This window comes from Vibrio zhugei (assembly GCF_003716875.1).
GTDB classification, from domain to species: domain Bacteria; phylum Pseudomonadota; class Gammaproteobacteria; order Enterobacterales; family Vibrionaceae; genus Vibrio; species Vibrio zhugei.
Map to the genome: position 1 here is coordinate 180,468 of NZ_CP033077.1, position 24,375 is coordinate 204,842.

The following is a 24,375-nucleotide window of genomic DNA, read 5'->3' on the forward strand; positions in this document are numbered from 1 at the left end:
GGCGGCTTTTTTTAGGTTCATCGCGGCTTTCCGGGGAAAGCCGCTTTTATCTTTAAAAAGAAGTAATCAGTATCTCGATAGCCGTAACCCATTCGCTTGATTAACTTTATCTTGTTGTTTATGCCCTCGAGCGTACAGGTATTGAGTGGATAGCATGCAGAAGCAACGATGCCATGAAGATAAGGTTTGAGCTTTCTTGCGAAGTCCATAAGCGGCTTGATCCCGCTTTCTTGAACTTGCCCCCACCATACGTCCCATAAGTCTCTCGCTTCGCTTTCTGACTGGCATCGCCATAACTCTTTAAGCTGAGAGCCAAGTAAATACGTCACCATTAAGTCCTTGTTCATACTCAGTATCTCACTTAGGTAGCTCTCCTGCTTACTGTCTAAGTTGCCTCTGTTTTTAAGGAGAATCCAGCGAGAGCGCTTAATCCATTGGCGTGCTTTCTTGTCTTGTTTGAGTTGATTCGCTTGATCAACTCTGACTCTATCCATCACTTCCCGACCAAATTTGGTGACCACATGAAATAAGTCGTACACAATGCGAGCGTTGAGGCAATGTTGCTGCACTTCGAGGTCGAAAGCCGTATTCATATCCATCGCAACCGCCTCTATGTTCTGGCAATACTGACCAAGTAACTCAAAGAAGGGACGGATATCTTGTCGACTTCGTCCAACGCCTATCCACAGCACTTGATGCGTCTTAGCATCCGCGATAACGGTGGCATAACGATGTCCCTTAAAGAGCGCAAACTCATCCATGACCAGTTGTTTCAGCTCGGCCCAGTTGACCTCTGGCACCCCATTTTTTAGTCGGCGCTTATCTATCTCCTTAATCGTGTGCCAATGAACGCCCGTCATCTGGGAAATATGCTTAATAGGAAGAAGAGGCAGCAACTGTTCAATATAACTACGTAAGCGGTTAGTTAGGCGCGCAAAAGGTTCAAGCCAAGAAATAGATTCGGTTTTGATACCACAGTCAGGGCACTTGATACGCCTTGTTTGTACGGATAGTTCGACAGGTACGCCGAGCATCATCGCTTCCTTAATCGTTCGCCACTGATAATCATGTATGGCTTGAACATATTGCCCACATGAACACCGAGCGGTTGTGCTGGGTTTGAGAGTAATGGTGATAAGAGAAGACGTTTGAGCAGACTTTACGACATGAAAGCCTTCCCAAAAAGAGGATAGAAAAGTATGATTCATCATGAAAACGGTAGTTTGTGTATGATTTTTGTTTGGCGACTAAACCATATCACTTTCTACCGTTTTTGTTTTAAATTCCCGCTAATCCGCGATGAACCTTTTTTTATGCCTATTTGTCGCGCCTTAGTACGCAAAAGGGATTTAGGATGCCGTTTTCAGAACACTTTTAAAAAGGCTTAATACCTATTCTGGAGTCTAACAAGGACAGACGGAATAGGTGATGAAATGAACGCAACGGATTTGCATGATGATGCGATAGTGATTGATGGGTTGGTCATCGCAAAGTGGGAACGTGAACTATTTGAAGACATGCGCAAAGGTGGAATTACGGCCGCGAACTGCACGGTTTCTGTATGGGAAGGCTTTCAAAACACGGTCGACAACATCGTTGCGATGAATGCATTACTGGATGAAAACAGTGATCTTGTATTAAAAGTTCGCAAAACAGAAGACATTCGTCGTGCCAAGCAGGCAGGTAAAACCGGCGTGATGATGGGATTTCAAAACGCGCATGCCTTCGAAGATCAGCTGGGTTATGTTCAGATATTTAAAGACCTAGGCGTCGGTGTCGTGCAAATGTGTTACAACACCCAGAATTTAGTGGGCACGGGCTGCTACGAGCGTGACGGTGGCTTGTCAGGTTTTGGCCATGAAATTGTCGCCGAAATGAATGACGTCGGCATGATGTGTGATTTGTCACACGTTGGTGCGCACACCTCCAAGGAAGTCATTCTGGCATCTAAAAAACCCGTGTGTTACTCACACTGTCTACCGAGCGGTTTAAAAGACCACCCACGTAACAAATCCGATGAAGAACTTAAATTCATTGCCGACCATGGTGGCTTTGTCGGCGTGACCATGTTTGCTCCTTTCTTGAAAAACGGCATCCACTCGACGGTTGATGATTATGTTGAGGCGATTGCGTATATCTATAACCTCGTCGGAGAAGATCAAATTGGGATTGGGACGGACTTTACGCAAGGCCACGGTCAGTCATTCTTTGAATGGTTAACCCATGATAAAGGGTATGCCCGTCGATTAACGAATTTTGGTGAAATCATCAATCCTGACGGCATTCGTACTTTGGGGGATTTCCCAAATCTGACTGAGGCGCTATTACGTCATGGTTTTACCGAACCGCAAGTGCGCAAGATTATGGGTGAGAACTGGCTTCGTGTTTTAGGCGATGTGTGGGGCGAGTAGTTCACCTCTGGTTCCACTATCACCAGACAGTATTTGAAATGGAGAATTCGAAATGAGCACACATGCACCAGAAATGCCAATTATGGTTGATGATGAAACTGGCGTTTGGACCACCGATGGGTTGCCAATGTTGTATGTTCCACGCCACTTTTTTGTCAACAACCATATGGGGATAGAAGAAGAAATTGGCGCAGAACGCTACGCAGACATCTTATATAAAGCGGGATATAAGTCAGCCTACTATTGGTGTGAAAAGGAAGCCCAAGAACATGGCTTAAGTGGTGAAGCGGTGTTTGAACACTATATGAAGCGTTTATCACAGCGTGGATGGGGTTTTTTCATCATTGAGCATTTAGACATTGCCAAAGGCGAAGCACGCGTTCGGTTAGAACATTCTTGTTTTGTTTATCAATACGGCAAGGTGAATCGCAAAGTCGATTATATGTTTACTGGCTGGTTTGCCGGAGCAATGGATCAAGTTGGTCAAAGCATGGGATTGAACACGGCCACCCATGCGGTACAAATACAAAGTGGTGCGGAAGACGGGTGTGAATTTGGCCTGTTCGATGTGGCACCCATCGCGTAGCGCCAAGTGTTGCCCAGTGAATTTCGTAAGCAATGTCAAGGAAGATAGCCTTACCCATTGAGAAGTAAGGCTGATACAGAGGTGAAGCATGTCTCAGTTCGATGTTCTGTTCCAACCATTAAAAATTAATAATACGACGATTCGTAACCGTATTGTCAGTACTGCCCACGCCGAAGTGTATGCGACCGATGGCGGTATGACGACGGATCGCTATGTCAAATATTACGAAGAAAAAGCCAAAGGTGGCTGTGGTTTATGCATCTGCGGTGGATCCAGTGTGGTGTCGATTGATAGTCCACAAAGCTGGTGGAGCTCGGTGAATTTGTCCACCGATCGCATTATCCCTCATTTTCAAAATTTGGCCGATGCGGTGCATAAGCATGGTGGCAAAATCATGATTCAAATTTCTCATATGGGACGTCGTTCACGTTGGGATGGAGAAAATTGGCCGAATTTAATGTCGCCTTCAGGGGTGCGTGAGCCTGTGCATCGCGCGACGTGTAAAACCATTGAAGAAGAAGAAATCTGGCGGGTTATTGGTGATTTTGCCAAGGCGGCGGTACGTGCCAAAGAAGGCGGGCTCGATGGGGTTGAGCTATCAGCGGTTCACCAACATATCATTGATCAATTTTGGTCACCACGGGTGAATAAGCGCACCGACCAATGGGGTGGGAGCTTTGAGAATCGCATGCGTTTTGGTATGGAAGTGGTCAAAGCGGTTCGCGCTGCGGTCGGACCTGATTTTGTGGTGGGTATGCGTATCACTGGCGATGAGTTTCACCCCGACGGGTTAACGCATGACGACATGAAGCAAATAGCGGCGTATTACAATGACACTAAGATGATCGACTTTTTTGGCGTGGTCGGTTCAGGATGTGATACACACAACACGTTAGCCAACGTCATTCCCAATATGAGTTATCCACCTGAGCCTTTCCTCCACTTGGCGGCTGGAATCAAAGAAGTGGTGTCTGTCCCAGTGATTCATGCACAAAATATTAAAGATCCGAATCAAGCCAAACGCATTTTAGAGGCCGGTTATGTGGATTTTGTCGGCATGACTCGCGCGCACATTGCCGATCCGCATTTGATTACTAAAATCAAGCTCGATCAAACTGATCAAATTCGCCAATGTGTAGGCGCCAACTATTGTATTGATCGCCAATATATGGGGTTGGATGTGTTGTGCATTCAAAATGCTGCCACGTCGCGAGAGTACATGGGCATGCCGCATATCATTGAAAAAACCACTGGACCCGTTCGTAAAGTGGTGGTCATCGGTGGCGGCCCCGCAGGTTTAGAATCTGCAAGGGTGGCCGCAGAGCGCGGGCATCATGTCACCTTAATTGAAAAAGCCCCTGAGCTAGGAGGGCAAGTTAGCATTGCGGCCAAAGCACCGCAGCGCGATCAAATGGCGGGTATTACGCGTTGGCTAGAAATGGAGCTCACTCGCCTGAATGTTGACGTCATTTTAGAGACCGCGGCAACTGCGGATATGATTCGAGAGCTGGCACCTGATGTCTGTATTTTGGCTACCGGCGGCACGCCATTTATCGAGCAAAACCCTGACTGGGGGGCCGATGAAGGCTTGGTCGTGTCTTCTTGGGACATTCTTAATGGCACGGTAGAACCGGGCGACAATGTCTTGGTATTCGATACTATTTGTGAGTTTTCGGGCATGTCGGCAGCGGATTACTTAACCGCGAAAGGCGCAAAAGTTGAGCTTGTCACGGACGATATCAAACCCGGAGTGGGCATTGGAGGCACGACGTTCCCGACCTATTATCGAAGCTTATATGAAAAAGAAGTCATTATGACTGCCGATCTGGCGCTGATTAAGGTGTATCGCGAGGGCGAGAACTTAGTGGCGGTTTTAGAAAATGAGTATACCGAGCAAAAAGAAGAGCGCGTCGTAGACCAAGTGGTGGTTGAAAATGGCACTCGCCCTAATGAAGCGTTGTATTATGAACTCAAGGCTGAATCGGCCAATAAAGGGCAGATTGACGTAGAAACGTTGTTTGATGCCAAGCCACAGCCTGTGTTATCTGAAGCACATGACGGCATGATTCTATGGCGCATCGGGGATTGTGTCTCGCAACGAAACGTGCATGCCGCGATTTATGACGCATTACGTTTGTGCAAAGATTTGTAGGGGGAGCCTATGTTCCTAGAATCATTACTTCCCGTGCTCGTTGTGACTGCCACGTTTTTGGCAGTGGTGGGCATGATACGTCGCATCATGATGTGGCGTAAAGGACAAGCCGAAAACGTCGCGATCTTCGCTGGGCTTGCGGCGATTCCTCGTCGCTATTTAGTCGACCTGCATCATGTTGTTGCACGCGATAAGGTCATGTCGAATACGCATGTGGCCACCGCCGGGGGATTTGTATTATCAGTGTTGCTGATTTTTATGGTGCATGTCTTTGATTTTGCCCCCCAAATTCTCTCCTGGTTGTTACTCGCGGCTTTACTCATGATGGGCACTGGTGCGGTGTTTGTGGCTCTAAGGCGCGTCAATCCACCAAGTCGTTTATCGAAAGGTCCGTGGATGCGTCTACCGAAAAGCTTGTTGATGTTCTCGGTGGGTTTTTTAGTGGCTACCTTACCTGCGTCTGGCCTGCTCTCTGGAGAGGCATTTAATGTGTTGGCATCGCTTTTCTTGCTGGCTGCGATTGTGTGGGGGTTAGGTGAGATGTTTTTAGGGATGGGATGGGGTGGCCCAATGAAGCACGCCTTTGCTGGCGCACTGCATTTAGCATTTCATCGTCGTCCTGAACGCTTTGGTGGTGGCCGTTCAACGGGTCTGAAAGCTGTGGACTTGAATGCGAGTAAATTGGGAGTAGAAAATCCGACGGATTTTAAGTGGAATCAGTTGCTTGGATTTGATGCTTGCGTGCAATGTGGCCGCTGTGAAGCCGTATGCCCCGCCTTCGCGGCGGGTCAGCCACTGAACCCGAAAAAACTCATCCAAGATATGGTCGTCGGCTTTGCTGGGGGAACCGATGAGAAATACGCGGGCAGTCCGTATCCAGGCAAACATATTGGCGACGCGAAAGGCAATCCACATCAACCCATCGTGGGCGGTGTGGTCAATGCAGACACTTTGTGGTCATGTACCACATGTCGCGCCTGTGTTGAAGAATGTCCGATGATGATTGAACATGTAGATGCGATTGTTGATATGCGTCGCTTCTTGACCTTAGAGAAAGGTGAGACGCCGAGTAAAGGGGTGGAAGTATTAGAAAATATCATTTTCACCGATAACCCTAATGGTCATGCCCCAAACAAACGTGCCCATTGGGCGGCGGATCAAAACCTGAATGTTATGTCCGACGTTAAACGCGCGGATGTTTTGTTCTGGGTCTCTGATGGGGCGTTTGATATGCGCAGCCAACGCATCTTGAAAGCGTTTGTGACTATTTTAAAAGCCGCGAAGATTGATGTGGCGATTTTAGGCGACGAAGAGCTCGATTGTGGTGATGTTGCCCGTCGTTTGGGAGATGACGCGACCTATCAGCGCCTCGCGCAACAAAATATCCGCACTTTAAACAAATACGATTTCGATTGCATTGTTACCACCGATCCGCATGCCTTCCATTGTTTGAAAAATGAATATCCAGAGTTTTATCCGCAAGGCGAAACTCCGGATTATCAAGTGTGGCATCACACCACGTTTATCAACCAGTTGGTTGAAAAAGGCTTGATTCGCCTCGGTTCCTTGTCAGTCCAAAAAGTGACCTATCACGATCCCTGTTACCTAGGCCGGTACAACGGAGAATATGATTCGCCTCGCGCGGTATTGAAACAGTTGGGCGTCGAGATTGCGGAAATGGAACGCTCAGGATTTCGCTCACGTTGCTGTGGAGGCGGCGGCGGTGCGCCGATTACCGATATTCCTGGAGAACGTCGTATCGCGGACATGCGCATGGATGACATTCGTGAAACAGGCGCTGAGTTGGTCGCCGTCGGTTGCCAGCAATGTACTGCGATGCTGGAAGGTGTCGTTGAGCCGCGACCAGAAGTGAAAGACATTGCTGAACTGGTGGCAGAGCAACTGCTTGAACCGACACAGACGGCCCTTGAAGAGTGGCAGCCCGCTAAAATCAGTGCTGTGGCATCCGTATAGGAGAGTTGAAATGGCAGATTACATTATACGACGCGACCCTAGAGCGGAGTGGATTCGGCGCAACCGCCTTCATCCTGAACATGACAGTATGCGGATTCAGCCAGTAGAAGAAATGGGACCGAACGGCTTGTTACGCCGTTATCCCCATCGAGTGGGGTATCTTGGCCCCAATGGACTCAAACGCATAGACCGTTTACATCGCCAAGTGGCCGCCACTGGGGTGTCTCGCCATCGTCAATCGGATGAAACAGTATTACCCCTGCATCAGGTCAGTCATCCCGATTTCTATGTGGTAGTAGTTCCTGATATGTCAGGCGGACGTTTATCAAGTCATGATAAAGACGTGCTAGGGCAAGCGTATCAGTTGGTGAAACAAAGTGACGGTCAGGGAGCGGTAGTGGCCGTCGTGTTTGGCGCGCATAAAGAAGAGGGGTTCACGTTGGCTGGGGTTGATCGCCTAGTGACAATTGAAGCCGCGTGCTTTGAGCACTATGTCCCAGATGTGCGAGCTCAAGTGTTAGCGGCGATCGACACCCAATTGGCTCCTATGTACTGGTTGTTTCCTGACAGTATCGATGGCGGGTTTGAAATCGGCGCTCGTTTCTGTGCGCTGATACACGAGCGCCCGGCAACTCAGGCTTGGTCAGTCAATACCAGTGAGGTGGTATGCCGCGCAGCGGGAGGACGCCATGATGTGAAACGGACGACGCCTAAAGTGCTGCTATTGGCACAAGAGTGTGCACTGCCAGTTGATGAGACGCGGCATGAAGCTCGCCCCATGGCCGTCACGTTTGAGATCACTCAAGGAGACCTTGAGGATTTGGGCGCTGTTGCTGTCGATCCACAGGCGGTTCCATTGACCGAGGCGGAGTTTATCCTCTCGGCGGGCAATGGCGTGCACGAATGGGCTCGATTCCATGAGGCGGCTGAGCGATTAGGTGCGACAGAAGGGGCGAGTCGTGTCGCAGTGGATGATGGCTTCATGCCACGCTCGCGTCAAGTTGGCGCCACTGGAAGCTGGGTCACCGCGCGTGTGTACATCGCGGTTGGCATTTCAGGTGCGATTCAGCATCTACAAGGGATTGGAGCTTGCGATAAAGTGATTGCAGTCAACACCGATGAAGGATGTGACATGGTCAAACGCGCTGATCTTAGTGTGATTGCCGACAGTGATGAGTTTTTAAGAGCATTGATCGGTTTGCTATCCGATAAGCATGCAGAGGAACGACAAGATGCCGCTTAATAGAGTAAAGGTCAGCACGTTAATATCCATTGGTGCTCATCCCGATACCGGGCGAGCACGGCGCTCTAATACGGACGCACGAGCGGTTGAACTGGCACTGGGATTGAATCCGAGTGAGCTTGATGTGGTGCATGCAGGCGATCCGAGCGATCCCGCACTGGCGTATTACAGCGGTATGGGATTGGAGCAGATTCGTGTCTTAGCGCAGGCCGCGGAAGACGATGCACTTAGTACACTTACCGCTTATTTTCAGCACGCGATGCCAGATATTATCTTAACTGGGATGCGAGCCGAAGATGGGGAGTCGTCTGGAATGCTGCCATTTTTTCTTGCGCAGCAATTGCACTGTCCCATGGTTATGGGAATTGCAGAAATATTATCCATCGAGGAAGGAAAAGCCAAAGTATTACAAGCGTTACCGCGCGGACAACGTCGTGCGATTCAAGTGGCGTTACCTTTTGTGGCCAGTGTTGACTTGGCGGCGAGTGTCCCGCGCCAGAGTGCATTTGGGCGCGCGAGACACTGTGACGTTGTCACTCATGAAGTGGCAGAGCATGTGGTTGATGAGGAGAGGCAAAGCTGGGAGCAAAGCCCAGCTAAACCGAGAGCCAAGCGTTTGAAAGTCGTCAAAGCCAAAAGTGCTGCGGACCGTTTTAAAGCGGCGACGGCGAAAGCCGAGTCCACCGGGGGACGCGTGATTAAGGATGAGCCGATAGACGATATGGCTCAAGCAGTATTGGATTTACTGATTGAAGAGCATGTTGTTCATCAGTCATAAGGGCAGAGCAAGGATGTACTGCAGAATATGATTGGTTCATAGAAAGGAATCAATCAGGGTCATCATGGAAAGAGGGATCATATGAAAAGTGCAGTCGAAAGTCGCAAGCGCTATAACAAGCGTAAGACGAAAGAGTTGTATCATACCGATTATTGTATTGGGCAGGACAACGTCAATGTTTGGGGGATGGATATCCATAATCCGGTCTTTGGCACCAGTGCTGCTCTGATTCTTTTGTTTATTGTGCTTACCTTAGTATTTCCTGACGGAGCAAACCACATACTGACCACTGCACGCAGTTGGTCAATCAATAACTTTGATTGGTTTTTCATCGTTGGATGCAATATTTTCGTGTTGTTTTGCGTGTTTTTGTTGTTGTCACCGGTAGGAAAAATCCGTTTAGGTGGCAAAGATGCGAAAGCTCAGTTTTCTTATCTCTCTTGGTTTAGCATGTTGTTTGCGGCTGGGATGGGGATTGGCCTGATGTTTTGGAGCGTCGCAGAGCCTGTGGCTTACTATACCGATTGGTTTGGTACGCCATTAAATGTCGCTGCTCGTACGGAAGAGGCAAGAACACTGGCACTCAGTGCGACCATTTATCATTGGGGATTGCACCCGTGGGCAATTTACGCGGTGGTCGGGTTGGCCTTGGCGTTTTTCTCCTACAATAAAGGCTTGCCATTGACCATCCGCTCGGCGTTTTTCCCATTGTTAGGAGAGCGCTGCTGGGGCGCGATCGGCAATTTTATTGATATCCTTGCTGTGCTTGCAACCATATTTGGTTTAGCCACCTCGCTAGGGTTTGGTGCGCAGCAAGCCGCTGCAGGGCTCAGTCACCTGTTTGGGATATCCAATGGTCTCGGGACACAAATTGGATTTATTATTGTGGTGACGACCATCGCGATCATCTCCGTCGCGCGTGGGCTAGATGCGGGGGTTAAGATCTTAAGTAATATCAATATGTTCATTGCTGCTGGGCTCATCGCACTGATTGTTGTCGTTGGACCAACACTGTCGATTGTTCATACGTTTGGTGATATTGCCGTCGGGTATGTGGATAATTTCATCCCACTGTCTAATTGGATTGGCCGTGATGACGCGGAGTGGTTTCATGGCTGGACCGTGTTTTATTGGGCATGGTGGGTCTCTTGGTCTCCATTTGTCGGTATGTTTATCGCACGCGTATCGAAAGGACGTACTGTAAGAGAGTTTATTACCGCTGTTCTATTGATTCCAACTTTGGTGACCATGGTTTGGTTAAGTGTGATGGGCGGAACGGCATTACAACAAACGACCAGTGGTATTGGTGAGTTATCGAGTGGTATTAGTGATGTTGCGTTAGCGATGTATCAAATGTTCGACCATCTTCCCGTGAGTACGTTATTGTCTGTTGTCGGCACTCTGCTCATTTTAGTGTTTTTCGTGACCTCTTCAGACTCGGGCTCGCTAGTTATTGACAGCATTATCGCTGGTGGTAAAGAGGATGTCCCGGTTGGCCAACGCGTATTTTGGGCGGTGGTCGAAGGGCTCATAGCCATGACGCTGCTTGTTGGCGGCGGCTCAGAGGCATTAACCGCGCTACAAGCGGGCGCCGTCACGACAGGATTGCCGTTTACCTTAGTTCTGATCATCATGTGTTGGAGCCTATATAAAGGGTTACGCTCTGAGCAGCACCTATATACTAAGCCTGCGGTCGTGTAACTCGTTACGATGAAAGACAGGGTGATCACCATAGTGATGGTTTGCCGAGAAACATCACACATAAAGGGGAGGCGGGAAGCCTCCCTAGATTGGAGAATAAAAAATGATGTATGCGGACTTAGTCGATATGGACGATTTTGTACTGGCACTGCAAGGTTTAGGCGTGGTGTGTGAGTTTCAGTATCCCAATAGTGTACAAACTAGCATTCAGCGCTGGTTGGAGACTGCGGACGACGCAACCAGTGATTGTTTTTGGGATATGTTATTACGGATTGAAGCAGAAGGAATACTATTACCTGATGTGGAAAATGTGATTAATTGGAGCCATCAATACAGTGAAGTATCATCGACGTCCCACTGACGTTCTTGTCTTTACCTCGCCTAAAAAGCCCGCATCGATTTGTGGGTTTTTTTAGGCCTACAAAAAGAGACAGACGATGAGCCACAGTGGATTAACCCGAATCAGAATCGGTATGAGAGCGACTCTGTGTGTTTAACGAGGTCTCTGTCTTGAACATCATAAAAAATGAGAGCATCATTGCTCTCATTGGTTGCTGTTTTTTACCGGTCGCTTTATCAGCGAGACAAATGTTGCTGCAGTGTGTCTGCATACCAGTTGACGAAATCAATCACGCCATATTCGAACGTCTTAGAGTAAGGACCTGGTTGGTAGCGTAGCGAGTTAATCCCACGTTGGTTCTCTTCTCCTAGCTTACGGTCTTGATCGTTGGTGGCATCCCAGACTCGGCGTAACGTGTCGGTATCGTAGTCAACCCCTTCAACGGCGTCTTTATGCACGAACCACTTGGTGGTGACCATGGATTCTTGCGCTGAAATCGGGAGAACGCGAAAGACGATAAAATGGTCACTTTGCATGTGGTTCCATGAGTTGGGGAGATGCAAAATGCGCAATGATCCCAACTTATCGTTCTTAATTCGCCCCAGCATTTTTTGGCTACCGCGTGCCCCATCGATCGTCATCACCGAGGTGCCTTCTTTGAGAGGCATACGAACTAAGCGATTCCGTTTACCAAAGTTTTTATGCGCATGAGGGATCTGTTCATCATCCCATTCATTGGCCATGCGTTCACAGTAGGCTAAAAATTCAGGGGTTGCTCGTGGATCCGTCGTGTCATCCCATTCGAGTAGGGTGTTGAGCAATTCTGGATGGCTACCTGAACAATGGTAACATTCACGATTGTTTTCTAAGACAAGTTTCCAGTTAGCTTTCTCATACATATTGGATTCGACTGCCAGCTTGGTGTTGTCGATATCGTACGGTTCCATGTACGCTTCTAATGAAGTTAAGAACTCATCAAAATCGGATTCGGGTGGAGTCTCAGCCAGACAAATAAAAATAAAACCGTCAGCCGTTTTACAGTGAATGGGACTCAATTTGTGTTTTTGCATATCAAATTCATCGCCCATTTCCGTGCCCGCAAACAGTAAGTTGCCTTTGGTATCGTAAGTCCATTGATGATAAGGGCAGACTAAGTTGGCCACCTTGCCACGATGCTCAGTACAGATGCGCGAACCGCGGTGGCGGCAGGTGTTATGGAAGGCATTCACATGACCGTCAGCATCTCGCACGATCAGCACCGGATCTTGGGCAATTTCAACGGTAGAATAGTCGCCTTTTTGCGGAATTTCGCTGGTCATACCAACAAAAAGCCATTCTTTTTGAAAGATCTCTTCAACATCAATCCGAAATAATAACGGGTCATTGTATAGCGAACGCGGCAGCGAATAGTCGGTTTGACGTTCGCTGAGCATGTGTTTCACTTCTTCCCGTGCGACATCCATGCTGGGGTAAGTAATATTGAGAATATCGTTTTGATTCATGGCGCTATCTTCTACTCGAAAATGTGGACGATATGCCCATTGCGGGCTTCCTTGCGTAAGCCAATCACGCGCATTGTGGGTCACTGTGTGGCTTAGCGCTATCCTGCCATTATTGGGCTGTTATTCAGTGGTCTAAACACGACATGTACCGATCCTATTTGAGACATGAGATCACGCTATTGTCACGGCTTGACTGTTTTGGATAACTTCATGTCGTAAATGGGTAACTGATCAAACCCAGATACCTCAACAATACGCACAACCCATGGAGGGATACCACTACACACACCGGAGAAGCCGGATATGAATACCCCAACTAACTCAGTCACTACAGGTGGCGCTTTCATTCCTGTTGAAACACAGATTTGGGACAACGGTCGTCACGCGGTTCGTTGCGTGAAAACCATCCAAGAAACATGGGATACTAAGACATTTTGTTTTATGGCTGATCAGCCCGTGATGTTCTTTTTCAAACCGGGGCAACTTGTCACGCTAGAGCTCGACATTGATGGTGAGCAGGTGTTCCGATCTTACACGATATCGAGTTCTCCCTCGGTACCGTACAGTTTTTCTATTACAGTAAAACGTGTACCAGGCGGTTGGGTATCTAACTGGATTCATGACCATTTACAAGAAGGTTCAGAGCTTGCCGTACATGGGCCGGTAGGCGAATTCAATAGCATCGATTTTCCATCTGAAAAAGTGCTGTATTTGTCCGGTGGTGTCGGTATCACACCGGTCATGTCAATGGCTCGTTGGATCTATGATACCAATACGGATGTCGATATCACCTTTATCCACAGCGCGCGCACGCCTCGTGACATCATTTTTCACGCTGAGTTAGAGTTCATGACGTCGCGTATCGCTAATTTTCAATTACATTTGATTTGTGAACGCTTAGAGTCTGGGCAGAATTGGTCTGGATATCGCGGTTTTCTCGATGAAACAAAGTTATTGATGATGACCCCAGATATTCATGAACGGGAGATCTTTTGCTGTGGCCCAACGCCTTACATGCGAGCTGTGCGAGAAATCCTGATTAAAATTGGGTTTAACATGCAGCACTACCATGAAGAGACGTTTGGTGCGACCCCAGAAAATGCCGAGGAGCAAGCGGTACAAAGTGCTGAAATTGCGGCTGAGGAAGCCGAAGCGCTGACGGAAAGTGATCTGATTGAAGTCAGTTTCACCGAAAGCGATAAGCGCGTGCAAATTGCCCCGGGCGACACGGTTCATGCTGCAGCCGCTAAAGCGGGCTTAACGATTCCACGAGCGTGTGGAATGGGCATCTGTGGAACATGCAAAGTGAGAAAAGTGCAGGGCGAAGTTGAAATGAATCACAATGGCGGTATTACTGATGAAGATGTGGCTGAAGGCTACATTTTATCGTGCTGCAGTATCCCAAGTGATGATGTGGTGATTGAATATTGATCACAAGCAAGGTGTGGTAAGACAACATCTGTAGCGGTTGTCCCGATTGCAATAGCCCTATAACTGGCCAGCCATCGTTGGCCAGTTATGGTTGGACCGTTATGGGGACTACGACCGCAATCTGTCTATTTTTTTCTTCCCTGTGGTTATCCATCGTTTGATACGCGGTGATAAAACGAGCACGGCAAGGGCCCAGTAGTAAATGGGATCTCCCCAGAGTGTTTTTTGCGACCAAGTGTAATGCAACAACATCAGAAAAAGTGCCAGATAGACCCAGCGATGCAATGCTTGCCAGCGGCTGCCCATTTTTTTTCGGACAACATTGGGGGAGGTGACCGTCAAGGCCAGCAACAACAATACCGCGCTAAAACCGACCGTGATATAAGGGCGTTTAATAATTTCATTGCTGAGTTGAGACCAGTCTAATCCTAAGATAAACACAAGAAAAGTCAGCATATGGCACAAGGCATAGACAAAGACATAAACGCCAATGAGGCGACGAAAACGCATGATGTCACCACCGATGAGGCGACTTAATGGTGAAATACAGAGCGTAATCAGCAGTAAGTTAATGGCGCCAATGCCTGTAAAATGCAGTAATCCATCGACGGGATCGGCCCCTAATTTATCTTGTATGCCTAACCAAATGGTATAGGCAAGATACCCACCAATGACAATATGCAGTAGAACTTTGAGTGATACACGTTGCCATGGTGAGATACGCCAGCGTCGTTTTAACATATTAAAAGTTCTTCCTGAGATCGAGGTTTTTATAGAGATCCGCGACTTCGGTGTAGCCATTAAATAATTGCGTGTTAATCCGCTTCGTTGAGAGTAATCCACCGCTGGTAATTCGGCGTTCTGTTTTTTGACTCCAGCGAGGGTGATCAACATTGGGGTTGACGTTTGCATAAAACCCATACTCATGGGGAGCGAGCAAGTTCCAGGTGTTATCAGGTTGGGTGTCGGTCAAGCGAATTTTGACAATCGATTTGATGTTTTTAAATCCGTACTTCCACGGTACGACTAAACGGATTGGCGCGCCATTTTGCGGGGGGAGCGTTTTACCGTATAAGCCGACACTGAGCAGTGTTAAAGGATGAGTGGCTTCTTCAATCGTGAGCCCTTCAACGTACGGGTAATCTAAGCCACCACCGACAAAGCGACTCTCTTGTCCTGGCATTTGTTTGGGATCATACAACGTTTCAAATGCAACATATTTGGCTGACGAGCGTGGTTTGGCAAGTGCAATGAGATGGCGGAGTTCAAAGCCAATCCATGGTATGACCATCGACCACGCTTCGACGCAACGAAAACGATAGATGCGTTCTTCGAGAGCGAATCGTTTATACAAATCGTCATAGTCCAAGGTGATGGGATTATCGACTAAACCTTCAATCGTGAGTGTCCAAGGATCCACTTGGAAATTTTGCGCATTTTCAGCGGGATCGCTTTTACTGGTCCCGAATTCGAAGAAGTTGTTGTAGCTTGTGACCTTATCATAAGGCGTTTTGACCCATTGAGTTTCTGGGCCGGTGGCTTTCTCGTAGTGAAGTGGTGTGGTCGGAAAGTGTTTTTTAGGGGTGTCATCGCCAAATAGACTGAATGCATTGGCGGTTGGAGCCAGCAAGGACCCAGCACCGATAAACCCAAGAGATTTTAGCAATTGACGCCGCTCGCGATAGACCGACTCATCCGTGACATCATTTTCTGTTAAGCGATTGTGTTTTGATAATAGCTGTTTCATTGCAATTCCCCTAATTATTCAATACGTTGCTTACGTATCACACGGGTATTTTTACTCTGTATTCCTAGCATACCACGGGAGTACGTTAAAATAAGGTTAAATAATTGCTATGTAGGTGGGAGGGAAACGTCATATCGGGGTTGGTAACTGCTCGTGTCTTGTCTATGCTTGAGGTGAGAGAGGATATTGATGTTGGAAGTGTGATCACGATCTGTGCTTACGGTGAGTTTAGCGTGCCACAAGATTGTGCAAGCCATCTTTAATCAAATAGAATCAGCGAAATATTATAAGCATTAAAAAGATAGGACAAGGTGATGCATAGGAAATACACGTCTCATCAATCATCTGACATCTATAAAGTTATGGATATCAGTATTGTGGTGAATCGTGAACTCACCGTGAGGGAAGCGTCGTTGGTGGCGTTATTGTCCTCGATTGAGCAATCGGTTGTCACTATTTTTGTGCTAGAACAACAAGCGATAAGTCAGGTTTTTGATTGTATTTCTCAAAGTGGCGCAACGCCTGTCTATCTTGAGAGTGGCATGACGCCAACCGTAAACGGAAATATTGGCCTAATTCATGATTGCCGTGAGCCGTTAGGTGAGTATGTTGTTCAAGACGATAGCCTGAAAATTCGTTTACGCTGGGGAGAAGTCGACACCACATTAAATGTGTGTTTGGTAAAGAGCCGCGCTTCTTTTTTCAATATCACTGTACCGTTTGGCACAGTAGAACTGCCCTTGTCAGATATCTCTCCTTTCATTCATCAGTACATGACGTTGTTAGTGCAATTACATGATGACGCTAAGGAGCCTGATCCGCAGCAAGCCGTGATGGCATTCCTACTTGATACTCAGCGTCATGCGATGAGCCATATTGCTCATGCGCCTTCTACTCTGTCTGTTTACGAGCAGTTTGAATCCTATCTTGAGCAGATCGAGCGTAATCATCGCGATCTGTTTAATATTAAGGAATGCATTGCCTTTCCCTTATTTGTGGTCGATAGCACATTAACCATCACGCAGGCGAATCACGCTTGTGGTTCCATTATTAAAGACATTGGCATGTTATCTGTGGTGGGAAAAAATATTGAAGACCTCAATTGGTCGCTCCCTTTGTCCAATATCGATCAGCTGATTGTTGGTGTCATCGAGTCGGGATTGCCACAGCAAACGCTTCTGCATAATGAGGCTCTTAAACGTGTCTATGTGCTGCGTGTCATGCCGTATCATTCACAAGGTGAGCAGGTCAGTGGCGCTATTCTGGTGTTCGAAGAAGTCTCCGAAAAGTGGTATGCCGAGAATAACCTTCGAGCGAGTGAACAGCATTTTCGCCAAGTCATCGAAGCTCTTCCTCAATTAATTATCGAACTTTCTGCGAGCGGGGAGTGCCATTTTGTCAATTCGCAGTTTTTAGCGTATACCGGTGCGCAAGCGATTACGGTTGGCGCGATCTCGTGGCTTAATTTTATTGTCCCCGAGGATCGAGCGGTGCTGCGTGACTATTGGGACAAGCATGAACACATCAGTAAACCGCGTTCTGTTGAGTGCCGTGTACTGCGTTATGATGGCTGCGCTCGTTGGTTTAACGCGTTATTTGTGCCAGTACATGATCAGTCAGGGACTGTATCAAAGTGGTTTGGTTGCTTTAACGATATTGAGGATCTTAAACGCGTACAATTGAGTTTGGAGCGGAGTCAGAGCCGGATCAGCCATATCATTAACTCGATGCCAGAGGCGATATTGGTGGTGGACCATCACGGCATTGTGCGTATCGTCAATAAACGTATCGAAGAGATTTTTGGTTATGAAGCACATGAGATAGAAGGTCGCGCTATTGAAATGTTATTACCCGAACGCTATCGCAATGGTCATGTCGCGCACCGCTTGGGTTACGTACAAAAGCCTGAGACATTGATGCTGGGGGCGGGGCGTGATTTATATGCACGACATAAAGATGGCTCAGAATTCCCTGTGGAATTAGGCTTAGCACCGCTTGAAGAAGATGGGCAGGTCTATACGGTGGCCTCAGTGGCCAATATTACTCAGCGTAAAAATGCCGATGTTGAACTCAATCTTGCGGCAAAAGTGTTTTCTAGCACCATGGATGGCATTTTTATTCTCGACGTCAATCGTAGAATCATCAAAATGAATGCGGCGGCTCAGAAGATCTTTGGTTATCAAAAGGAAGAATTATTATCGAAGACGCTGTCTGAGTTGCGCAGCGATTATCACAGCCAATATTTTTACGAAAACATATGGCGAGATGCTCAAACGAGTGGGGGGTGGCAAGGCGAAGTTTGGCATTGTGATAAAGCGGGCAATGACATTCCTATGTGGTTAAGTTTGACTACCGTCTTTGGTGCGCATGGTGACATAGAACGCTATATTGCGACCATGTATGACATTTCTAATCAAGTAAAAGCCCAAGAGCACATTTATCGCTTAGCGCATTATGACACGTTGACGCAACTGCCGAATCGAACCTTATTTATTGAAAAATTTGAGGAATGCATCCAAGCTCCGATAGATCAGGAGGTGTCAATGGCACTGCTGTTTGTCGATCTTGATAACTTCAAGCAAGTGAACGACACCTTAGGTCACACGGTCGGTGATATCCTTTTATGTCAAGCCGCAGAACGCATGCGCGATGTGATTCGAGAGCAAGATATTGTCAGCCGTCATAGTGGCGATGAATTTGCTATTCTGCTCATTGACGTTGCAGATTGCTCAGTCATTAGCGATATCTCAGAAAGGTTGTGCCACGCGTTATCAAAACCGTATGATTTAGGGCGAGGGGATTTCTTTATTTCAGCCAGCCTTGGTATTGCCCGTTATCCTAGCGACGGCAAGGACATTAATACCCTGCTCCGACATGCGGATTTGGCAATGTACCGTGCTAAAGATCTCGGTCGTAATCAATTTCATTTTTATTTGGCGGAAATGTCGACGGAACTGGTCGAAGTTACCGAATTATTAAGCGATTTACGGATTGCGATTGAGCAAGAACAATTGCTGGTTCAGTATCAGCCTATCGTCGATATTCAAGCGGAGCGCTGTGTAGGTGTTGAAGCTTTAGTGAGATGGAATCATCCGACAAAAGGCCTTATTTCTCCCGAGAAGTTTATCCCGGTGGCGGAAGACAATAATCTGATACTGCCTTTGGGCGAGTGGGTACTGAGAACGGCTTGCCGTCAGATACAGCGTTGGAATCAAAAAGGCATACGCTTAGATTTTGTCACTATCAATGTCTCGGGTAAGCAAATCATGCAGTCGGATTTTTCGGCATTATTGATCCAAGTACTCGATGAATATCAACTAGAGGCCGAACAGGTTTTGATTGAGCTGACGGAAAGCTTTGTCATGCATGAAAGTGAAACGGCGATCAACCGTCTTATCGATATACGCAATCTTGGGATCGGCATCGCGATTGACGACTTTGGGACTGGCTATTCATCGCTTTCTTATTTGAAAAAATTGCCTGTAACCAAGCTTAAGTTGGATCGCTCGTTTGTGTGTGATTTACCCACTAACGACAACGATGTGGAAATCAGTCGTGCCATATTCCGTCTCGGTGATGCCGTGGGATTGAAAGTGATAGCGGAAGGGGTTGAGACCTTTGAACAGCACCAGTTTTTGGTCAATGAGGGATATCACCTATGCCAAGGGTATTACTATGCGAAACCGATGGACGCCGATGATATCGACGCCTTTTGGCAACAGGGAGTCTCTTCTTCATAAATGCCGTGAACCTTTAGCCAAATATCCGGCATGCTGGGCGTAGTTACGGAGATCGTTTGGTTCACGCTTGCTATTTCATTGATAAGTTTGATTTTCAATGGGTGTATCACATCTTTATTCATGGTTTATGCTAGTGTCTTGAGGATTTTCATGGACGATATCAATAAGGAGTAAAGATGCATTCTTGGTTATCAATGGCGAAAGAGTTACAAGCCATTGCGCAAGCGGGACACGCATACAGCCATGATGGTTACGACCTAGAGCGTTTTGAGCAAGTTAAACGCATTGCCTATCAGATGATTGCCGATCTTGCCGGAAGTTCGCTTGAGCAAGTGAATAATCTCTATTTGCCTGAGACTGGTTATCCAACACCAAAAGTGGATGTTCAAAAAGTTCCACGAAATTGTAAATATAAATTTATTTATTTTTCAAATAGATAAGAATTTTTTGCCAGATTTTTATCATTGCTATAATGTGATTTTAGTCGCATAATTTGACCGAAGTATTCGTGGCTCAATATTTTAACAGTGTATTGACACTTATTTTTAAATATCTGGATCTAGTAAAAAGGAATGAAAATGCAAGTCTTAAAGCAAGCTGGAAAGTACTTATTGGCCGCGGCAGAATCTCTTGGTCTTATTTGTATTGCCATTTTAACGGTTATCGCCATGGGGCAAGAAATGTTTGGCATTTATCAGATTCAGAAAGTCTCGCTGGGTGATCTACTGCTGCTGTTCATCTACCTAGAAGTATTGGCCATGGTCGGTTTGTATTTGAAGTCGGGCCGTTTCCCGGTTCGAATGCCTCTGTATATTGTGATTGTGGCTATTGCTCGCTACATGGCGCTCGACATGAAAAATTTGGACATGACGACTTTACTGGGATTAGCGGGAGCAATATTAATGATTGCTGTTGCTATTCTCATTATTCGTTTTGGTCATGTGCGTTTTCCTTACGGAAGTAACAATGACTAAAGTACTTCGCCGCTTATGAGCAACAAAATTGGCCATTAATGGTGATAATTCTCGCCCAATATCAATACTCCCAAGTAGCTAAAGTTAACGACTGAATAATTAGTAAGCAGTTAAATAAAAATTTATCCGGAAGAGTGATCTGGTTAATGAAAGCAATCTCTCAGTCTGCTAGTATCGCCGGCTTCGCTCGATAGGTGATTAATGATTGAACGAGTTCATGTTGAATGCGAGCAAATATTAGACAAAGTTTGCGCTTCATAAAGTAAGTAGATGTGCTAACGAGTGCCCGAATACGATAGTGAATTGGGTGTTTTAGCTACGAATGACGGTGAAAGCGCCCTTAGACGCTTTATTGAATCCACACCGCCATCGATATTGAATTGGTTTAGGAGATGGCTTACATGAGTGTTAGTGTCAAATGGCAGCAAGGATATCAATTTAAGGTCACAACAGGAAATCAACAGGCGATCGATGTTGATACGGATGATCAGGTCGCGCCTTGTGCAACAGATGTATTACTCTCAGCGTTGGGAACCAGTTGCACCAATGAAGTCATTGCCCAGTTAAATAATCATGGTGTGGAATTGGTGGGGGTGCAAGCCGAGATTACGTATACCTTGACGGATGCACAACCACGTTTGTTTGACAGCGTAAACCTGCACTACGTCATCAAAGGGGTAGGCATGACGGAGGTCTTAGTCATGCGCGTGCTCTCTTCTGCGATTCATGAGTGCAGCCATGTCAGTCTAATGCTGACCCCAGCGGTTAATTTAACCTACAGTTACCACGTAGTGAAGCTCGCTGCATAAATGGTTCGTTGAGCAAGTTCAATCCCACCTAAAAGGCGTCCCGATAATCCTGTCGGGACGCATCAATACCTACTCAACAAAATGACAAGCGACCCAATGTTGATATCGGGCATCATGACTGACATTGCGATTCACTGGCACTTCCTCTGCACAACGTTGGGTGGCTAATGGACAGCGCGTTCGGAACGTGCATCCGCTTGGAGGAGATAATGGTGACGGCACATCTCCTTGGAGAGGAATGTGTTTTTTTTCGTGCGTGGGGTCGGGGACTGGGATGGCGGATAACAACGCTTGTGTGTATGGATGCTTAGGGTGGTGATATAACACGTCTGCAGGCGCATGTTCAACCATTCGGCCTAAATACATAACACCTACATCATCACAGATATGTTGTACAACGGCTAAGTCATGGGCAATAAATAAAAAGGAAATGTGTCGGGTTTCTTGTAACTCGGCAATCAGGTTTAATACTTGCGCTTGGACAGAGACATCCAATGCAGAAACGGGTTCATCGGCGACAATTAATTTCGGCTCCAGTACCAGCGCACGAGCTATACCGACACGTTGACGTTGTCCTCCAGAGAATTCGTGAGGATAACGATTGAGTGCTTGTGGTCTTAATCCGACGATCTGCATGACTTCAGCGATTTTTGCTTCGCGTTCTTGCACGGTACCAATTTGATGGACATCCAGTGGTTCACGCAGAATATCATGAATGGTCATTCGTGGGCTCAATGAGGCAAAGGGATCTTGAAAGATCATCTGCATATCACGCCTCATGCTCTTGAGTTCTCCGCGACTCAAGTGAACAATGTCTTTTTCATCGATGGTGATACTGCCAGCTGAGGGTTCAATCAGACGTAATATGCAACGGCCTAGCGTGGATTTTCCACAGCCAGATTCACCAACCAATCCGAGTGTTTTTCCGCGCTGTATCGTAAAACTGACATCATCCACTGCTTTACAGACTGATTTGGCACGACCTAATAACGATTTTTTACCCACGAGGAAGTGTTTTTTCAGACCTTTAACGTCCACTAAGACAGTCTTTGGAGTAGCGGTGTTCATTGTTGAATCTCCTCGTGATGAAAACACGCAACTTGGTGACCAAACTGCCCATGAGAATGTTCGTCCAGCGTGGCTACTGACTCAAGCGAAGGTGAGTCATGATGACAAATGTCAGTGGCGTGTGGGCAGCGATCGGCAAATCGACATCCGTTTGGTAAATTAAATAAATCAGGAACCACCCCCTCGACCGTTGGTAAACGGCGGATTTTCTTATCACGAACCACAGGGATCGATCGGAGTAGGCCATGCGTATACGGATGCTTCGGTCGAGCAAATAGTTCGCGGACTGTACCTTGTTCGATTACCTCGCCGCAATACATGACCACGACTCGGTCACAAGATTCAGCAACGACTCCGAGATCATGGGTGACCAATACCATCGACATATCCATTTCATCTTTAAGTCGTACCATTTCTTGCATGACTTGAGCCTGAATTGTGACATCAAGCGCGGTCGTCGGTTCATCCGCAAGGAGCAATGATGGATGACAAGATAATGCCATTGCAATCATGACACGTTGGCGCATGCCTCCAGAGAGTTGATGCGGGTATTCATTGACTCGTTTTTCTGGAGCAGGAATGCCAACCGTTCGTAACATATCAATGGCTCGTTGCTTGGCGTCTTTTTTACTGAGGTCATTGTGATTACGAATCACATCGACCATTTGTGTGCTGATTTTTAATACTGGATTGAGCGCGGTCATTGGCTCTTGGAAAATCATGGATATATCGTTACCACGTAACGAACGGTATGCCTTATCATTGAGTCCGATTAATTCGCGACCTTTGAAACGGATACTGCCTTCGACGATGTTACCCGGTGGGGAGGGAATTAACCCCATGACCGCCAGTGAGCTTACGGATTTGCCACAGCCCGACTCCCCAACGATGGCGAGAGTTTCACCGGGCATGACATCAAAGCTGATTCCATTGATGGCTCGGGCGACGCCTTTATCGGTATTAAATTCTACCGCTAAGTTCTTCACGGAAAGTAAAGGCGCGGATGGCGAGGTATGATGTTGCTCCATTAGGACACCTTCCTTGGATCTAATGCATCTTGTAAAGAGTCAGAGAACATATTAAAGGCGAGTACCAAGACAAATAGTGGGACCGATGCGGCGAAAAAGTTACAGAAATGGCCCGCGCTGACCTCAGTACTGGCCTCAGCAATCATGACTCCCCAGCTAATGCTGTTTTTTACTCCGATACCTAAAAAGCTTAGGACGACTTCACTTTTGATCGCAGTAATAAAAAGCAATGTCATATCGACCAACAAGATATGGAGAGTGTTTGGTAATAAATGTTTGAAAATAATACGATAAGTCGGCACACCCAGTGAATAAGCGGCTTCGGTGAATTCCATACTTTTCAGTTTAATGACTTCACCACGAATGACTCTGGCGGTGCTGGTCCAAAAGGCAATGATCATAGCAATATGCATGGCATAAGGATTATCGTACAAAGCCACAGAGATGGCGGCAACCAAGAGAAAGTAGGGAATACAATCGATGCTGTTCATGACCCAAAGGATCAATTCATCGAACCAACTGTTTGAGTAGTAGCCGATCAGTGCTCCAAAGACCCCACCGAATAGGATGGAGAAAAACGCGACCACTAAGCCGACTTGGAATGCCGTTTTGGTGCTAAATAACGTGCGCTGAAGAATGTCTTGCCCATTGATGGTCGTACCAAACCAATAGGTTTCGTTCGGCCCCATTTGGCCGCTTGCGAGCAGTTGGTCCCAATGTTGCCCAATCACGCCAGCCCACACCAGTAGGGCGATCATGAAAAAGATACCGACAACAGCGAGACTGAGCATCCCTATTTTATCTTGACGAAATTTAACGAATGCTTTGCTCCATAACGATTCTCGTTTTATTGGTCCAAGACCTGCGAGTGGCGTAATAGTATCTGTCATA

20 protein-coding genes are annotated in these 24,375 nt (G+C 47.0%); 13 read left to right on the forward strand and 7 right to left on the reverse strand.

From position 1 onward, the window contains the following. Positions 1 to 17: 17 nt before the first annotated feature. Positions 18 to 1,208, reverse strand: coding sequence for an ISL3 family transposase (locus EAE30_RS00925; protein WP_123014962.1), 1,191 nt, complete (start codon positions 1,206 to 1,208; stop codon positions 18 to 20). Between the two features lie 225 nt (positions 1,209 to 1,433). Here EAE30_RS00925 and EAE30_RS00930 point away from each other — a divergent pair, with 225 nt between their 5' ends. From EAE30_RS00930 to EAE30_RS00965, 8 genes are all read left to right on the forward strand, one after another. Next, entirely contained in the window at positions 1,434 to 2,411 is a 978-nt protein-coding gene (locus EAE30_RS00930) for a dipeptidase (RefSeq protein WP_123014245.1), read from the forward strand. 52 nt (positions 2,412 to 2,463) lie between these two features. Further along, on the forward strand, positions 2,464 to 2,997 hold the full coding sequence (locus EAE30_RS00935; RefSeq protein ID WP_123014246.1) for a DUF5943 domain-containing protein: 534 nt from the start codon (positions 2,464 to 2,466) through the stop codon (positions 2,995 to 2,997). Positions 2,998 to 3,085: 88 nt separating this feature from the next. Continuing rightward, the gene (locus EAE30_RS00940) at positions 3,086 to 5,149 is read left to right on the forward strand and encodes an NADH:flavin oxidoreductase (RefSeq protein ID WP_123014247.1); all 2,064 of its coding nucleotides are present in this window, start codon (positions 3,086 to 3,088) and stop codon (positions 5,147 to 5,149) included. A 9-nt stretch (positions 5,150 to 5,158) separates the two neighbouring features. Continuing rightward, a complete protein-coding gene (locus EAE30_RS00945; protein ID WP_123014248.1) occupies positions 5,159 to 7,123 on the forward strand; it encodes a (Fe-S)-binding protein in 1,965 nt (654 codons plus the stop codon). Positions 7,124 to 7,133: 10 nt separating this feature from the next. Continuing rightward, entirely contained in the window at positions 7,134 to 8,366 is a 1,233-nt protein-coding gene (gene etfA / locus EAE30_RS00950; RefSeq protein WP_123014249.1) for an electron transfer flavoprotein subunit alpha, read from the forward strand. Then, a complete protein-coding gene (gene etfB, locus EAE30_RS00955; RefSeq protein WP_123014250.1) occupies positions 8,356 to 9,144 on the forward strand; it encodes an electron transfer flavoprotein subunit beta in 789 nt (262 codons plus the stop codon). Before etfA ends, etfB begins: the two co-directional genes overlap by 11 nt. 81 nt (positions 9,145 to 9,225) lie before the next feature. Then, a complete protein-coding gene (locus tag EAE30_RS00960; RefSeq protein WP_123014251.1) occupies positions 9,226 to 10,845 on the forward strand; it encodes a BCCT family transporter in 1,620 nt (539 codons plus the stop codon). 103 nt (positions 10,846 to 10,948) lie between these two features. After that, entirely contained in the window at positions 10,949 to 11,206 is a 258-nt protein-coding gene (locus tag EAE30_RS00965) for a hypothetical protein (RefSeq protein WP_123014252.1), read from the forward strand. A 215-nt stretch (positions 11,207 to 11,421) separates the two neighbouring features. Here EAE30_RS00965 and EAE30_RS00970 read toward each other — a convergent pair whose 3' ends face one another. Continuing rightward, positions 11,422 to 12,687: an aromatic ring-hydroxylating oxygenase subunit alpha gene (locus tag EAE30_RS00970; RefSeq protein WP_123014963.1), complete on the reverse strand. Its 1,266-nt coding sequence runs from the start codon at positions 12,685 to 12,687 to the stop codon at positions 11,422 to 11,424. A 303-nt stretch (positions 12,688 to 12,990) separates the two neighbouring features. Between EAE30_RS00970 and EAE30_RS00975 the strand changes: the two genes are divergently transcribed. Beyond that, positions 12,991 to 14,118, forward strand: a complete 1,128-nt coding sequence (locus tag EAE30_RS00975; RefSeq protein ID WP_123014253.1) for an FAD-binding oxidoreductase — start codon at positions 12,991 to 12,993, stop codon at positions 14,116 to 14,118. A 108-nt stretch (positions 14,119 to 14,226) separates the two neighbouring features. Here the strand turns inward: EAE30_RS00975 and EAE30_RS00980 are convergent, their stop codons facing one another. Next, entirely contained in the window at positions 14,227 to 14,859 is a 633-nt protein-coding gene (locus EAE30_RS00980) for a protein-methionine-sulfoxide reductase heme-binding subunit MsrQ (protein ID WP_199287027.1), read from the reverse strand. A 1-nt stretch (position 14,860) separates the two neighbouring features. Beyond that, a complete protein-coding gene (msrP, locus tag EAE30_RS00985; RefSeq protein ID WP_123014255.1) occupies positions 14,861 to 15,865 on the reverse strand; it encodes a protein-methionine-sulfoxide reductase catalytic subunit MsrP in 1,005 nt (334 codons plus the stop codon). A gap of 314 nt (positions 15,866 to 16,179) precedes the next feature. Here msrP and EAE30_RS00990 point away from each other — a divergent pair, with 314 nt between their 5' ends. From EAE30_RS00990 to EAE30_RS01005, 4 genes are all read left to right on the forward strand, one after another. After that, the gene (locus EAE30_RS00990) at positions 16,180 to 19,605 is read left to right on the forward strand and encodes an EAL domain-containing protein (RefSeq protein ID WP_123014256.1); all 3,426 of its coding nucleotides are present in this window, start codon (positions 16,180 to 16,182) and stop codon (positions 19,603 to 19,605) included. Positions 19,606 to 19,781: 176 nt separating this feature from the next. Next, positions 19,782 to 20,045, forward strand: a complete 264-nt coding sequence (locus EAE30_RS00995) for an NUDIX hydrolase N-terminal domain-containing protein (RefSeq protein WP_123014257.1) — start codon at positions 19,782 to 19,784, stop codon at positions 20,043 to 20,045. Positions 20,046 to 20,183: 138 nt separating this feature from the next. Then, a complete protein-coding gene (locus EAE30_RS01000; RefSeq protein WP_199287028.1) occupies positions 20,184 to 20,579 on the forward strand; it encodes a phosphate-starvation-inducible protein PsiE in 396 nt (131 codons plus the stop codon). Positions 20,580 to 20,980: 401 nt separating this feature from the next. Then, positions 20,981 to 21,388 carry an OsmC family protein gene (locus EAE30_RS01005; RefSeq protein WP_164711758.1) on the forward strand — a complete coding sequence of 136 codons (408 nt, stop codon included), beginning with the start codon at positions 20,981 to 20,983 and terminating at the stop codon, positions 21,386 to 21,388. A 69-nt stretch (positions 21,389 to 21,457) separates the two neighbouring features. Here EAE30_RS01005 and EAE30_RS01010 read toward each other — a convergent pair whose 3' ends face one another. The 3 genes from EAE30_RS01010 to EAE30_RS01020 are packed head-to-tail and all read right to left on the reverse strand — an operon-like array spanning position 21,458 to position 24,374. Next, positions 21,458 to 22,456: an ABC transporter ATP-binding protein gene (locus EAE30_RS01010; protein ID WP_123014260.1), complete on the reverse strand. Its 999-nt coding sequence runs from the start codon at positions 22,454 to 22,456 to the stop codon at positions 21,458 to 21,460. After that, entirely contained in the window at positions 22,453 to 23,484 is a 1,032-nt protein-coding gene (locus EAE30_RS01015; protein WP_123014261.1) for an ABC transporter ATP-binding protein, read from the reverse strand. Before EAE30_RS01015 ends, EAE30_RS01010 begins: the two co-directional genes overlap by 4 nt. Beyond that, positions 23,484 to 24,374, reverse strand: a complete 891-nt coding sequence (locus EAE30_RS01020) for an ABC transporter permease (protein ID WP_123014262.1) — start codon at positions 24,372 to 24,374, stop codon at positions 23,484 to 23,486. The genes EAE30_RS01015 and EAE30_RS01020 overlap by 1 nt, the downstream gene beginning before the upstream one ends. Position 24,375: the final 1 nt, after the last annotated feature.

Bases quoted from the DNA above. Each gene is read 5' to 3' on its own strand.
- EAE30_RS01010 (WP_123014260.1), bottom strand. From the start codon at position 22,456: ATGAACACCGCTACTCCAAAGACTGTCTTAGTGGACGTTAAAGGTCTG.
- EAE30_RS00930 (WP_123014245.1), top strand. From the start codon at position 1,434: ATGAACGCAACGGATTTGCATGATGATGCGATAGTGATTGATGGGTTG.
- EAE30_RS00925 (WP_123014962.1), bottom strand. From the start codon at position 1,208: ATGAATCATACTTTTCTATCCTCTTTTTGGGAAGGCTTTCATGTCGTA.
- etfA (WP_123014249.1), top strand. From the start codon at position 7,134: ATGGCAGATTACATTATACGACGCGACCCTAGAGCGGAGTGGATTCGG.
- EAE30_RS00965 (WP_123014252.1), top strand. From the start codon at position 10,949: ATGATGTATGCGGACTTAGTCGATATGGACGATTTTGTACTGGCACTG.
- EAE30_RS00945 (WP_123014248.1), top strand. From the start codon at position 5,159: ATGTTCCTAGAATCATTACTTCCCGTGCTCGTTGTGACTGCCACGTTT.
- EAE30_RS00995 (WP_123014257.1), top strand. From the start codon at position 19,782: ATGCATTCTTGGTTATCAATGGCGAAAGAGTTACAAGCCATTGCGCAA.
- EAE30_RS00980 (WP_199287027.1), bottom strand. From the start codon at position 14,859: ATGTTAAAACGACGCTGGCGTATCTCACCATGGCAACGTGTATCACTC.
- msrP (WP_123014255.1), bottom strand. From the start codon at position 15,865: ATGAAACAGCTATTATCAAAACACAATCGCTTAACAGAAAATGATGTC.
- EAE30_RS00990 (WP_123014256.1), top strand. From the start codon at position 16,180: ATGCATAGGAAATACACGTCTCATCAATCATCTGACATCTATAAAGTT.
- EAE30_RS01020 (WP_123014262.1), bottom strand. From the start codon at position 24,374: ATGACAGATACTATTACGCCACTCGCAGGTCTTGGACCAATAAAACGA.
- etfB (WP_123014250.1), top strand. From the start codon at position 8,356: ATGCCGCTTAATAGAGTAAAGGTCAGCACGTTAATATCCATTGGTGCT.
- EAE30_RS00960 (WP_123014251.1), top strand. From the start codon at position 9,226: ATGAAAAGTGCAGTCGAAAGTCGCAAGCGCTATAACAAGCGTAAGACG.
- EAE30_RS01005 (WP_164711758.1), top strand. From the start codon at position 20,981: ATGAGTGTTAGTGTCAAATGGCAGCAAGGATATCAATTTAAGGTCACA.
- EAE30_RS00970 (WP_123014963.1), bottom strand. From the start codon at position 12,687: ATGAATCAAAACGATATTCTCAATATTACTTACCCCAGCATGGATGTC.
- EAE30_RS01015 (WP_123014261.1), bottom strand. From the start codon at position 23,484: ATGGAGCAACATCATACCTCGCCATCCGCGCCTTTACTTTCCGTGAAG.
- EAE30_RS01000 (WP_199287028.1), top strand. From the start codon at position 20,184: ATGCAAGTCTTAAAGCAAGCTGGAAAGTACTTATTGGCCGCGGCAGAA.
- EAE30_RS00975 (WP_123014253.1), top strand. From the start codon at position 12,991: ATGAATACCCCAACTAACTCAGTCACTACAGGTGGCGCTTTCATTCCT.
- EAE30_RS00935 (WP_123014246.1), top strand. From the start codon at position 2,464: ATGAGCACACATGCACCAGAAATGCCAATTATGGTTGATGATGAAACT.
- EAE30_RS00940 (WP_123014247.1), top strand. From the start codon at position 3,086: ATGTCTCAGTTCGATGTTCTGTTCCAACCATTAAAAATTAATAATACG.